Source organism: Neobacillus fumarioli NBRC 102428, assembly GCF_001591485.1.
GTDB classification, from domain to species: domain Bacteria; phylum Bacillota; class Bacilli; order Bacillales; family Cytobacillaceae; genus Neobacillus; species Neobacillus fumarioli.
Map to the genome: position 1 here is coordinate 1 of NZ_BCUZ01000076.1, position 12,574 is coordinate 12,574.

Annotated in this window: 12 protein-coding genes; 10 read left to right on the plus strand and 2 right to left on the minus strand. The window is 40.1% G+C overall.

Annotated features, from left to right (window positions below; genetic code table 11):
• From kdpA to BFU02S_RS11205, 6 genes are all read left to right on the plus strand, one after another.
• The coding region (gene kdpA / locus BFU02S_RS11180; RefSeq protein WP_157075907.1) for a potassium-transporting ATPase subunit KdpA at positions 1-959 on the plus strand (959 nt) is incomplete at its 5' end.
• A gap of 15 nt (positions 960-974) precedes the next feature.
• The gene (gene kdpB / locus BFU02S_RS11185) at positions 975-3,014 is read left to right on the plus strand and encodes a potassium-transporting ATPase subunit KdpB (protein ID WP_066370511.1); all 2,040 of its coding nucleotides are present in this window, start codon (positions 975-977) and stop codon (positions 3,012-3,014) included.
• A gap of 27 nt (positions 3,015-3,041) precedes the next feature.
• Positions 3,042-3,602 (plus strand): potassium-transporting ATPase subunit KdpC, encoded by a 561-nt coding sequence (gene kdpC, locus BFU02S_RS11190; RefSeq protein ID WP_066370517.1) that lies wholly within the window; start codon positions 3,042-3,044, stop codon positions 3,600-3,602.
• A gap of 56 nt (positions 3,603-3,658) precedes the next feature.
• A complete protein-coding gene (locus BFU02S_RS11195) occupies positions 3,659-5,989 on the plus strand; it encodes a universal stress protein (RefSeq protein ID WP_066370519.1) in 2,331 nt (776 codons plus the stop codon).
• Between the two features lie 105 nt (positions 5,990-6,094).
• The gene (locus BFU02S_RS11200) at positions 6,095-8,170 is read left to right on the plus strand and encodes an ATP-binding protein (RefSeq protein ID WP_084361085.1); all 2,076 of its coding nucleotides are present in this window, start codon (positions 6,095-6,097) and stop codon (positions 8,168-8,170) included.
• The gene (locus tag BFU02S_RS11205) at positions 8,133-8,828 is read left to right on the plus strand and encodes a response regulator (RefSeq protein WP_066370523.1); all 696 of its coding nucleotides are present in this window, start codon (positions 8,133-8,135) and stop codon (positions 8,826-8,828) included. Before BFU02S_RS11200 ends, BFU02S_RS11205 begins: the two co-directional genes overlap by 38 nt.
• Positions 8,829-8,958: 130 nt before the next feature.
• Here BFU02S_RS11205 and BFU02S_RS11210 read toward each other — a convergent pair whose 3' ends face one another.
• Entirely contained in the window at positions 8,959-9,423 is a 465-nt protein-coding gene (locus BFU02S_RS11210) for a DUF8821 family protein (protein ID WP_066370526.1), read from the minus strand.
• A 453-nt stretch (positions 9,424-9,876) separates the two neighbouring features.
• On the opposite strand from BFU02S_RS11210, the gene BFU02S_RS11215 reads away from it, so the two are divergent.
• Positions 9,877-10,455 (plus strand): Uma2 family endonuclease, encoded by a 579-nt coding sequence (locus tag BFU02S_RS11215; RefSeq protein WP_066370528.1) that lies wholly within the window; start codon positions 9,877-9,879, stop codon positions 10,453-10,455.
• 216 nt (positions 10,456-10,671) lie between these two features.
• Here the strand turns inward: BFU02S_RS11215 and BFU02S_RS16765 are convergent, their stop codons facing one another.
• A complete protein-coding gene (locus tag BFU02S_RS16765; RefSeq protein WP_157075908.1) occupies positions 10,672-10,818 on the minus strand; it encodes a lmo0937 family membrane protein in 147 nt (48 codons plus the stop codon).
• A 384-nt stretch (positions 10,819-11,202) separates the two neighbouring features.
• Here BFU02S_RS16765 and deoC point away from each other — a divergent pair, with 384 nt between their 5' ends.
• From deoC to BFU02S_RS11230, 3 genes are all read left to right on the plus strand, one after another.
• Complete coding sequence (gene deoC, locus BFU02S_RS11220) at positions 11,203-11,877, plus strand: deoxyribose-phosphate aldolase (protein WP_066370531.1); 675 nt, start codon at positions 11,203-11,205, stop codon at positions 11,875-11,877.
• A gap of 19 nt (positions 11,878-11,896) precedes the next feature.
• On the plus strand, positions 11,897-12,340 hold the full coding sequence (locus tag BFU02S_RS11225) for a cytidine deaminase (RefSeq protein ID WP_084361087.1): 444 nt from the start codon (positions 11,897-11,899) through the stop codon (positions 12,338-12,340).
• Positions 12,341-12,392: 52 nt separating this feature from the next.
• The coding region (locus tag BFU02S_RS11230) for a Na+ dependent nucleoside transporter N-terminal domain-containing protein (RefSeq protein ID WP_305801521.1) at positions 12,393-12,574 on the plus strand (182 nt) is incomplete at its 3' end.

A 12,574-nucleotide genomic window follows, 5' to 3' on the forward strand; every position in this document is an offset into this window, starting at 1 on the left:
ACGCTTACCATCCATTTGAAAATCCAACTCCACTTTCCAACCTTATGGAAATTCTATGCATGATGCTACTTCCTACAGCATTGGTATATGCATTTGGAGTCATGATTAAAAACAAACGCCAAGGCTGGTCCATTTTCGCGGCAATGGGAATCATGTTTTTGATCTTTCTATCGGTAGTCTTTATGGCTGAATATCAAGGTACACCTGCATTAAATGCTCTTGGTATTCATGGAAATATGGAAGGAAAAGAAGTCCGCTTTGGAATCCCAGGGTCTGCATTGTTTACAGCGGTCACAACAGCTGCGACAACAGGATCGGTTAACAATATGCATGAGTCATTAACGCCAATTGGCGGTCTTGTTCCTCTTGGAGAAATGATGTTAAATAACATATTTGGTGGAAAAGGAGTTGGCTTGTTAAACGGATTACTATATGTTATCTTAACAGTCTTTATTTGCGGCCTGATGGTTGGGCGTACGCTGGAATTTTTGGGAAAGAAAATTGAGGCGAAAGAAATAAAACTGGCCTCCATTGCCTTACTAACACACCCGGTTATCATTCTTGTCCCAACTGCCATTGCCTTGCTGATACCTGGAGCCATTTCATCGATAGCAAACTCGGGATATCATGGCGTATCTGAAGTCTTATATGCTTTTACGTCAGGAGCTGCAAACAACGGTTCAGCGTTTGCAGGGCTTAACGCCAATACTGATTTCTATAACATCATGATTGGTTTAGTCATGTTGGTGGGACGGTATATTTCCATCATTGCTATGTTAGCCATAGCAGGTTCCTTTGCTACGAAGAAAATGGTCGAAGCCACTACAGGAACATTCCGTACCGATACACCACTATTCACTGGGATCCTAGTCGTGATTATATTGGTCATCGGTGCCTTGACGTTCTTCCCTGCTCTTGCTTTAGGTCCAATTGCCGAACATTTAGGAATGTTTCATTAAAGGGGATAGTTGATTATGGAAACACAAACAAAAACGCTGTCAAAAAATCTGGCCTTTCAAGCCATTCTTGATTCCTTTAAAAAATTGAATCCAGTTGTAATGTTTAAAAATCCCGTTATGTTTGTCGTCGAAGTCGGGACATTCATCACCCTGATTCTTTCAATTAAACCTGATATTTTTGGGGTGAGTACAGTTGGTCGTGGATATAATGTAACCGTCTTTTTCATCTTATTATTTACGGTGCTGTTCGCAAACTTTGCTGAAGCCTTGGCGGAAGGAAGAGGCAAGGCACAGGCGGATACCCTCCGAAAAACAAAATCAGAGACAATGGCAAAGGTAAGGCAAAAAGATGGTTCATACAAAGAGCTTCCCTCTACTTCATTACGAAAAGGCGATATTGTCCGTGTTGATACAGGTGAACTTATTCCTTCGGACGGAGAAATCATTGAAGGTTTGGCATCCATTGATGAGTCAGCCATTACAGGTGAATCTGCCCCGGTCATTAAAGAGGCTGGCGGAGACTTTTCATCTGTTACCGGAGGAACAAGGGTTGTTTCGGATTACATTATTGTAAAAATTATGACAGACCCAGGTGAATCCTTCCTGGATAAGATGATTGCTTTAGTTGAAGGTGCTTCAAGGCAAAAAACGCCGAATGAAATTGCTTTAACCACTCTTTTGGCCGTATTAACCCTTATTTTCTTATTTGTGATCATGACACTTGTGCCGATCGCGGATTATTTAAAGGTTCGTTTAGATGTAGCAACCCTTATTGCTCTTCTCGTTTGTCTAATCCCAACGACCATTGGCGGATTGCTTTCGGCTATTGGGATAGCAGGAATGAATCGGGTCACTCAATTTAATGTATTGGCGATGTCTGGTAAAGCAGTAGAAGCTGCCGGGGATATCAATACAATGATCCTCGATAAGACAGGAACGATTACTTTTGGTAATAGGATGGCAAGTGAGTTTATACCAGTAGCGAATGTTTCTGAACAGGAAGTTACTTTGGCCTCTTTAAAAGCATCCGTAAAAGATGAAACTCCTGAAGGACGGTCTGTTGTCGAGTTAGCCCGTAAGCTAGGTGTCAATTGGGGAGAACAGGAATACGAAGGAGCAGAGGTTATTGAATTTACAGCAGAAACCCGGATGTCCGGATTAACCTTAAAAGATGGTACGGAAATTAGAAAAGGTGCGGTAGATGCCATCAAGAACTATATTGCTGCCCAAGGTGGGAGAGTTCCAGCAGATCTTGATAAGAAAGCCGATGAAGTTTCTATGGCAGGGGGAACCCCATTGGCTGTTGCCATTGATAAGACGATATACGGGGTTATCTATCTGAAAGATACCGTGAAACCAGGGCTGAAGGAACGTTTTGCGGAACTGCGCAGCATGGGGATTAAGACAATCATGTGTACGGGTGATAACCCGTTAACGGCTGCAACGATCGCTGCCGAAGCCGGGGTTGATGACTTTATTGCCGAAGCCAAACCAGAAGATAAGATTGCTGCCATTAAACAGGAGCAGTCAGAAGGGAAATTGGTTGCGATGACGGGGGACGGAACTAACGATGCTCCTGCGTTAGCCCAGGCAGATGTGGGATTGGCGATGAACTCTGGTACGATGGCGGCTAAAGAAGCCGCCAACATGATTGATTTGGATTCAGATCCGACCAAATTATTATCCGTCATCGCAATTGGGAAGCAGTTATTAATAACAAGAGGAGCGTTAACCACCTTCTCAATTGCCAATGATATTGCCAAATATTTTGCAATCATTCCGGCGTTGTTTATAACGATGATCCCGCAATTGCAGGCTCTAAATATTATGGGATTAACATCACCTAAGTCTGCAATATTGTCGGCGTTGATATTTAATGCCGTCATTATTCCACTTCTTATCCCGATAGCAATGAAGGGAGCAAAATATCGTGCGATGAGTGCCAATAGGCTTCTTTCCCGTAACCTCTTTATTTATGGTTTGGGAGGAATTGTTGCGCCATTTATTGGAATTAAAATCATTGACTTGATTGTAGCTGCGTTACATCTGGCGTAAATTTAGGAAATGTGGAGGAGATTATGGATGAGGTCATTTCTAGTTGCCTTAAGAGCCTCTCTGTTGTTAATAATACTGTGCGGATTCCTATATCCTTTGGCAACAACAGCGGTTGCGCAGGTTCTTTTTCACAAACAGGCCGAAGGAAGTCTTGTTACTCAAAACGGAAAGGTGGTAGGATCAAAGCTTTTAGCACAAGGGTTTAAAGGCCCGCAGTGGTTTCATCCACGGGCTTCAGCGGCAAAATATGATCCAACTGCTTCATCGGCAACAAATGCCGATGTGGCATCAACTGATTATATCAAAACTGTTAAAAACAACGTTAATCAAGTAAAAAAAGAAGATCCCAATATAGGGAAGGCCATCCCGGCAGATTTAGTCACGACATCAGGTTCCGGTTTTGATCCGGATGTAACACCGGAAGCAGCGAAAGCACAGGTACCAAGAATTGCAAAAGCAACGGGCATTTCTCAAAATCAATTAATAACTTTAATTCATCAACATACAGAAGGGCGCTCACTGGGAGTTTTCGGCGAACCTCGTGTGAATGTTCTTGAGCTAAACTTGGCATTGCAAAAATTAAAATAAACAGAGGGGAGTCTTTCTCCCCTTTTCTACATGGTTGAATGGAAGGAGGTTTATAGATGAGCGAAGAGGAGTTCCGCCGAAAGACACCAGAGGAAATCCTTGAGTCCATACTAAAAATTCGCAAAGGACATCTCAAAATTATTCTAGGTGCGGTTAGTGGTACAGGGAAAACCTATCACATGCTGCAGGAAGGCAACAGTCTAAAAAAAAGGGGAGTTGATGTAGTTATTGGAATTGTCAGTGCCTCAAATCGTCCGAAAACAATGGAGCAAATTGGTGAATTAGAATTGATTCCATCCATAAAATGGGGGGACAAAGGAGAAATAAAGGAAGATCTTGACGTTGAGAAAATCATCGCTCGAAACCCGGAAGTAGTATTAGTTGATTCCTTAGCCCACCGAAATCGTCCGGATTCACCCAGACCCACCCGCTTTGACGATATTCAGTATCTTTTAAATATGAAAATAAGTGTGATCACGACGGTTAATATTTATGAGTTAGAAGATGTGAAGCCCATTGCAGACAAATTAACGGGTGGAAGGGTCAAGGTGAGTTGCAGTGTTCCAGAACATATTCTATCATTCGCCGATGAAGTAAAACTATTGGATGTATCGCCAGAAGTAATCCTCAATAGACTTCGAGAGGGCGATATCCATTTTCAGCACGAGGAGAAACAAGTGCGAAATAAACTTTTTCGTCGGAATAACCTTGCTGTACTTAGGGAACTTGCTCTTCGTTATTTAGCTGAGGAGGTAGATGAAGATCTTGATCAATATAGGGAAAGACATGGGATGAGTGGTCCATCCGGGGCATCTGAAAAAATATTAGTTGCTGTTCAATATCATTGGAATGGTTCCATACTAGTAAGGCGCGGTCAACAAATTGCTAAAAGATTAGGTGCAGATTTACATGTCATTTGCATCCAGAATCCTAATAAAAAACTATCAAAGAATGAGATGACCTTTAAGCGTTCGATCATAAAGCTTGTTGAAAAAGTAGGTGGAGAATTCGAGGAATTACAGTCAAAAGGCGATTTAGCTGATCAAATTGTTCAGTATTCAATAGAAAAGAATATAACACGCATTGTTATGGGACAATCAAAGCGAACCCGTTGGGAAGAGATCATGTATGGATCAATTGTTACGAAAATATTAAGAAAAACGAGAAATATAGATATATTTATGATGGCGGATCGGGCGGAAAGGGATGGAGAACGAGTCATACCCGCAAAACAAAGGAAGAGAGAAGAACACAACCCCTATCGCCGTCTCACCCTTAAAGAACTGGAAGATGAAATTGAAAAAATAAATCGGGGTACGTTGAAAGTGTATATTGGGGCGGCGCCCGGAGTTGGAAAAACCTACACGATGTTACGGGAAGCGAACGAATTAAAGAAAAAAGGAATTGATATCGTCATTGGTCTATTAGAAACACATGGTCGGAAGGAGACAATCGAACAAATTGGTTCCTTGGAAATGATCCCCCGTAAAAAGATACCCTATAAAGGTACGACGTTAGAGGAGATGGATACAGAAGCAATTATTAGACTAAAACCTGAGGTCGTTTTAGTCGATGAGTTAGCCCATACAAATGTCCACGGTAGCAAGTATCGTAAACGGTATGAGGATGTGGAAAGCATTTTAGCATCCGGAATTTCTGTCATTTCTACAATGAATATTCAACATTTAGAAAGTTTAAATGATAGTGTTGAGCAAATTACAGGAGTGAGAGTGCGTGAGACTGTTCCAGATCATATCCTTCAAAAAGCAGATGAGATTGAATTGATTGATATCTCACCAAAGGCTTTGCAGGAGAGAATGAAGGAAGGACGTATTTATTCAGCAGAAAAAATTGACAAGGCCCTAAATAATTTCTTTAAAATAGGTAATCTTATTGCCCTTCGAGAGTTAGCCCTTCGAGAGGTTGCCGATGATGTAGATGAACGTCTAGAAGCATGGGAGAGAAAAGGGACATTAAGGGGTCCATGGAGACATCAGGAAGTTATTTTTGTTTGTATTAATTTGCGTCCTGACAGCGAAAGGCTTGTCAGGAGGGGCTTTCGCATTGCTTACCGTTTAAAAGCAATTTGGTATGTCGCTTATGTAAAAGACCACCCATTAACAGAAGAAGAGCAGGACACCTTAAAGAAAATTCAACAATTGACAGAACGTCTTGGTGGTATGTTTGAAATGTATGAGGTAACAGATAGACGGAATATCTTTAGAAAATTGGTAAGTGAAATGAATGAAAAAAACGCAACGCAAGTGGTTATTGGGCAATCAGCCCGTACCCGCTGGGAGGAAATAATAAAAGGTTCCGTTTCACAACGGTTGTTAAGGGAAGTACGCCATATGGATGTATTGGTGGTAGCGGACCAGCATAAATAATATACTGCTAATATTATTTGATAAAATAAAAGATGTGGTTACCTTTTTAAAGTGATGACCGAAAGGAAATGAGTTCAATTTAAGTGATAAAGGAGGTGGTCAACGATGGATCAGAAACTAAGGAATGTACAGTTAAATGAATACATGCATTCGAATAAAATCCCTGATTCATGGCCAGCTTCTGAAAAGGTGATGGTCTGTGTCAGTGCCAGTCCTTTTTCGAAACAACTTATTCGAACGACATGGCAAATGGCGGCAAGCCTTAAAGTAGAGTGGATAGCTGTTTATGTTGAAACACCTCGCAGGCTTCCAAAGAGTGAAGAAGAACGTTTGGCACTTTTAAGTAATCTTCAATTTGCAGAAGAACTTGGTGCTACTGTAATGACGATCACTGGAAACAATGTGGCTGACGAGATTTTAGAACTGGCTCGCAACCAAAATGTAAAACAAATTGTAATTGGTAAGCCAAGGTATTCTCGTATTTGGGAGTGGATGCACGGCTCTGTTGTGAATCAAGTCATTAGAAATAGTCATGAAATTAGCATACATATGATACAAGGCCAGGTTGAGAGCCGTCGCGACAAAAAGTATATTATTTTTTCAATAGAGAATTTGAAATGGAGCCCATATTTTATTATTACTGCATCTGTAGCTTTGCTTACTATCCTTTTAAAGATATTTGGTTTATCATTTGATTTAGTAAACATTGCGCTGTTTTACTTGTTTCCTGTACTCTTTGGGTCAGTTCGCTTCGGGATTGGACCTTCATTCTATGCTGCCGGGATTGGGGTTCTTGCTTTTGATTTTTTTTTCGTCCCGCCAGTGTATAGTTTTACGGTATCCGATTTACGTTATGTGATTTCTTTCGCTGTGTTTTTGGTCGTTGCAACCCTTACGGCAAGTCTTGCATCCAGATTAAGGCACCAATTGCATGAGGTTAGACAGCGGGAAGCGATTACTTCAACATTGTATGCATTAAGTCGTCAAATGACGGCAGTTACTGATTTGAAAGAAGCACTCAAAAGTATGGTTCGGCAAATTTCTGAAACCGTCGGTGCTCAAGTAGCGATTTATTTGCCATCGGAAACAGGTGAGTTGCGAATAACAGAATTTTCGAGTGGAGATTTGAACTGGGGTCAGCGAGAACCAAGTATGGTCTTAGTAAAGTGGGTATATCGAAACGGAGAGATTGCAGGCAATGGAACACAAACATTACATAACTCACCTGAATTATATTTCCCGCTGAAAACGGGAGATCAAATACATGGTGTGTTGGCGATTCATTTAAAAAATGAAGATTTGGTCGTAACTCCTGACCGAATGCAGTTAATAAAAGCTCTCACAAGTCTATCTGCAATGACAATTGCTCGTATAAAACTTCAAGAAGAAGCGAAGGTTGCCCATTTAACTGCTGAGTCCGAAAGGTTACGAACCGCTCTTCTTGATTCAATCTCTCACGAATTGCGTACTCCTCTTGCTACCATTATTGGTTCAGTGACGGCTTTGATAGATGGAGATGTGGTGTTTAATTCAAAGGATCGCCAAGAACTTCTATCAACTATTCGTGAAGGAGCCATGCGAATGGATCGCCTGATTTCGAATTTATTGGGAATGGTTCGGATTGAGAGTGGAATGTTACGCTTGCGAAAAGCTTGGTGTGACCTTGAAGACATTGTAGGGGTTGCTTTAACTCAGGTCAAAGACTCACTTCAAAATCGTGTTATCCGATTGGAAATCGAAGAGTCTATTCCCCCAATCGAAGTAGATGACGTACTTCTTGAGCAAGTGTTAGTGAATGTTTTAAGCAATGCGATTAAGTATTCACCCGATGAAAGCGAAATTGTGCTTTCCGCTAAGGAAAACAAAAATATGATTGAAATAATTATTGCAGACAAAGGAGTAGGAATTCCCCCACATGAATTAGAACGTGTATTTAGTAAATTTTACCGTGGGGAATCTGCAAAAAATATTCCTGGCACAGGGCTTGGTCTGGCCATCTGTAAAGAGATTATTGAAGCACATGGGGGTACGATTCGAGCAACAGAAAACAGTCCAAATGGAACGATCATCACGGTTTCTATTCCTTTGATTGATCCGCCATTATTGCAGAATGAAAATCTACAAGAAGAAGGTGTTAAACCTCATGACGAGTTCGGGAGCAAAAATACTGGTTATCGATGATGAGCCCCAGATTCAAAAGTTATTACGTGTTACGTTACAGGCACGAGGGTTTGAAATTGTAGAGGCATCATCGGGGGAAGATGGTATTCTTCAAGCTGCAATGGTTCGTCCGGATCTTATTGTATTAGATTTAGGATTACCTGATATTCCGGGAATGGAAGTTCTGCAACGTATTCATGAATGGACTCAAATACCGATTATTGTTCTGACGGCAAAGGACCGGGAAGAAGATAAGATTTCTGCACTAGATAGTGGAGCGGATGATTATGTAACGAAACCCTTCGGAATGGGCGAACTCCTTGCTCGGATTCGGGTTGCATTAAGACATAATGCTAAATCACAAGATGAACCAATCTTGAAATTTGGAAGACTTGTCATCGATTTGGCCGGGCGTACTGTTGAATTAGACGGCGAAAAAATAAAACTGACCCCAACAGAATATGAACTCTTGAAAATTCTTGCTACGAATGCTGGCCGAGTTATGACTCATAAGCAATTGCTTCAGCAGGTTTGGGGCGGTCATCAATATGATTCCAATAGCCATTATTTGCGGGTTTATATCGGACATTTGCGAAAAAAAATTGAAACAGATTCCGCCAGGCCGAACTTTATTATTACAGAACCAGGGATTGGATATCGCTTTATGGCAAATACTTAATTCCGGTTTTAACTTAATAAGTAACAACTCATTTAGATACAATACGACAAACCGTATTAAGAGTAATAATGTTTTTTATAAAAAACAGCAGCACTCTCCAATCTAGATGGAGAGGTGCTGTGGGCTTCCTTCAATATTCCCCTTTAATAACAAAAAACGATCCCCGAATGGTTCCAGCTAGTTTTGACTTCTGCCTGGCAAATTTAAACTTTCCTTCTAATTCTTTTGGTACTTCCATCCCTTCAGAAAGCTTAAACCCAACGGCCCGCTTTTTAGGATCATCAACCGTATACATGACGTTGACCACAAGGCCATCCTCATAAAAGACGTAGGCTATTTTGATATTTTCCACTTGAAAACTTGATGTTTCTAAAGGTTTGGCCGCAAACTCAATATCACGTTCTTCTTTCAAAAATCGCTCCACATAATCAAGGGTATCTTGACTCTCGCTAGCTGGTACAACTGTAAATTCATGTTTATATTTGTTCATAAAGTAACGGGCTTCATTCGCTCGTAAACCAGCAAGCGCTTCTGCTACGGGTGATGACTCTAAACCAACCGTAGACATATTTTTAAAATCAACGATATAGGCCATTTCGATCACTCCTCTTTCATAGTTTCTTAGTTCAATACTGCCTCGTAGAGACGCCATCTCTTCGGAGGATTTTTTTGCCCTCCTCACACTAGGGAATTATTATTATTTCTACATTGTCGCATAATATCCTCTAGTTGTACCGACATAATATGTTCCTAAACCAACCAAAAACGCTGCCATTGGAAGTGGCAGCGAACAGTATATTTATTGAAAGTGAATTCAGATTAATTAAAGGACTAAGGGCCTTATTTAGATCCATACCGTAAGTAAATGAGGTTTTGGACGTTAATCCACGAAGTCCTTTTCTCTTGCTTTTTCATTGGGCAAGGCTTCAACAATTAACGTTTTTGTGGAATATGGAGGAATTCGCTGTTTTATAAAAGGAACTGTAGTGTTTGTGGTCATAGGTTTTGGTATAATTATACATGTACTCTTATCACGAGGAGCGATAAAATGCCATTACCTAAAGAAAAAAAGGTTTATACGTATGCTGATTACTTATCTTGGCCTGAGGATGAACGAGTAGAGATTATTGATGGTGTTCCATACTTGCAAGCTGCTCCCTCTCGTATTCACCAAGAAATACTTTCGGAATTACATCGGCAAATTGCAAACTTTTTGGTGGATAAGGAATGTTGTAAAGTATACCCGGCTCCATTTCATGTTGTGCTGGATTTAGAAAAAAACATGTTGAATGAAGGGGAACAGAAAAATGTATTTGAACCGGACCTAACCATTGTTTGTGATTTATCAAAGCTTGATGAGCGCGGATGTAAGGGAAGCCCGGATATGGTCATCGAGATTACTTCTCCTTCAACTGCTAGAAAAGATAAAGTGGAGAAGTTTAACAAATATGAACAAGCAGGAATTAAAGAATATTGGATAGTGGAACCTGTAGAAAAAATTGTCAGTGTCTTTACACTTCAAGAAAATCAAAGATTCGGAAGGCCTGATATGTATACTGAAGAAGACAAAGTGAAAGTCTCTATTTTCGATGATTTAATTATAGATTTATATTTAGCCTTCCGGTAAAATCCTATAGTTTAGAATTAATATTTGTACGATTTCGTCGCCGACACCCTTTATAATTGTTATCTTTTTTCAAAAATGCTTACAGAAAGAAGCAAGGGATGTTCCCCTTGCTTCTTTCTGTAAAGTTTAATAGCTGTCAAATAAGTGAACATTGGTAAGAAGATCGTTTAGGAACAATTGGCCAACTGTCGTTTTTGTTCTTACAATGTCTTTCATTTACTTGTGGGCAGTGCCTTGAACTAATCGCACAATCAAGACAATCAACGCAATGATTAGAAGAAGATGAATTAATCCTCCGGCAATATGAAACGAGAAACCAAGCAACCATAATATAATTAAGATTCCAATAATCCACCATAACATTATATATCCCCTCTTTCTCAAAATTATTGTTCCTTAGTTTCGCTAAAACAAATTCTTTAGTTATTTATTACCCTAGTCAGGTGTAAATTAAACTTGGTTTTTATTCGGTAGTTAAGACGGCTTTATAACGTGCAAAGCTTGTATTTTTTAAATCGTACGCTAGTTATGAACGAGCCTAAATACCTGTTGAAGTAAAAAACCCCCTATTACCATTAATTTCAATAAAGAAAAGGTTTACAGCTTTAGTGTAAAGGAGTAAAATGAAGCTGTTGGTTGGATGTCTGACATCTAACCTTTATATTCGGGTACATGATCTCAATATATATATTCAAAAAGTAGCCAAACCTACACTCAAATATACCTAATTGGCAAAGGAAGAGATGTATGACAAAAAATATAGCGCAATTGATTGACCATACCTTATTAAAAGCAGATGCCTCAAAGGCAGAAGTTATGAAACTCCTTGAAGAAGCAAAACAATTTAAATTTGCCTCCGTTTGTATCAATCCAACGTGGGTAAAAACAGCAGCGGAATTCCTTCGTGATACACCGGATGTAAAGGTTTGTACGGTTATTGGCTTTCCGCTGGGGGCAACAACGCCGGAAGTGAAAGCATTTGAAACCAAAAATGCAATTGCAAATGGCGCATCAGAAGTAGATATGGTAATTAATATTGGTGCATTAAAAGATAAACAATATGATTTAGTTGAAAAGGATATCAAAGCCGTGGTTGATGCAGCGAAGGGGAAAGCATTGACGAAAGTGATTATTGAAACAAGCCTTTTAACAGACGAGGAAAAAGTAAAGGCCTGCGAATTAGCTGTAAAAGCTGGTGCTGACTTTGTTAAAACTTCTACTGGTTTTTCAACTGGCGGCGCGACGGTTGAAGATGTCGCCCTAATGAGAAAAACAGTCGGGCCGGAAATTGGCGTAAAAGCCTCTGGAGGCGTCAGAAACCTTGAAGATGCAGAAGCCATGATCAAAGCTGGAGCCACTCGAATTGGGGCTAGTTCAGGTGTAAAGATCGTAAATGGAGAGACATCAACGTCAACTTACTAGAGAAACAAAGGCTGGCCTCATGTCCAGCCTGGATACTCAAACACTATGGAAGGATGACGAAACAATGGACATACAAACCTTACTTGATCAAGCAATTGAGGCCAGGAAAAAAGCCTATACGCCCTATTCCAATTTTCAAGTAGGCGCAGCGGTTTTGACAAAAGATCATCATGTTTTTCAAGGATGCAATATTGAAAACGCCTCTTATGGATTGGCCAATTGCGCTGAAAGAACAGCTATTTTTAAAGCGGTTTCTGAAGGAAAAAAAGAAATTGACACAATCGTTGTGGTTGCTGATACAAAGAGGCCTGTTTCTCCTTGTGGTGCCTGCCGCCAGGTAATGGCCGAATTCTGTGATCAAGACACGAAAATTATTTTAGCTAATGTAAATCGTGAAATGGTGGAAACTACTATTGATGAATTGTTGCCTGGGTTTTTCTCTTCTAAGGATTTAACAAAATAATTTTTTGTCCGTGGTGGAAGCGGATTCAACTAAAACTTCTGGAGGACTGACAATGAAGTACATCATTGCAATTATTGGACTGCTTGTTGTTTTTGGATTGGCCTATTTGGCAAGCAATGATCGGAAAAACATTAAGATAAAACCGATTATTCTAATGGTGATCATTCAAGTGGTATTATCAGCATTATTATTAAATACTACATTAGGTTTGGAATTAATTAAAGGATTTGCCGC

Coding starts and splice junctions, on each gene's coding strand:
- kdpB (WP_066370511.1), top strand. CDS start 975: ATGGAAACACAAACAAAAACGCTGTCAAAAAATCTGGCCTTTCAAGCC.
- kdpC (WP_066370517.1), top strand. CDS start 3,042: ATGAGGTCATTTCTAGTTGCCTTAAGAGCCTCTCTGTTGTTAATAATA.
- BFU02S_RS11195 (WP_066370519.1), top strand. CDS start 3,659: ATGAGCGAAGAGGAGTTCCGCCGAAAGACACCAGAGGAAATCCTTGAG.
- BFU02S_RS11200 (WP_084361085.1), top strand. CDS start 6,095: ATGGATCAGAAACTAAGGAATGTACAGTTAAATGAATACATGCATTCG.
- BFU02S_RS11205 (WP_066370523.1), top strand. CDS start 8,133: ATGACGAGTTCGGGAGCAAAAATACTGGTTATCGATGATGAGCCCCAG.
- BFU02S_RS11210 (WP_066370526.1), bottom strand. CDS start 9,423: ATGGCCTATATCGTTGATTTTAAAAATATGTCTACGGTTGGTTTAGAG.
- BFU02S_RS11215 (WP_066370528.1), top strand. CDS start 9,877: ATGCCATTACCTAAAGAAAAAAAGGTTTATACGTATGCTGATTACTTA.
- BFU02S_RS16765 (WP_157075908.1), bottom strand. CDS start 10,818: ATGTTATGGTGGATTATTGGAATCTTAATTATATTATGGTTGCTTGGT.
- deoC (WP_066370531.1), top strand. CDS start 11,203: ATGACAAAAAATATAGCGCAATTGATTGACCATACCTTATTAAAAGCA.
- BFU02S_RS11225 (WP_084361087.1), top strand. CDS start 11,897: ATGTCCAGCCTGGATACTCAAACACTATGGAAGGATGACGAAACAATG.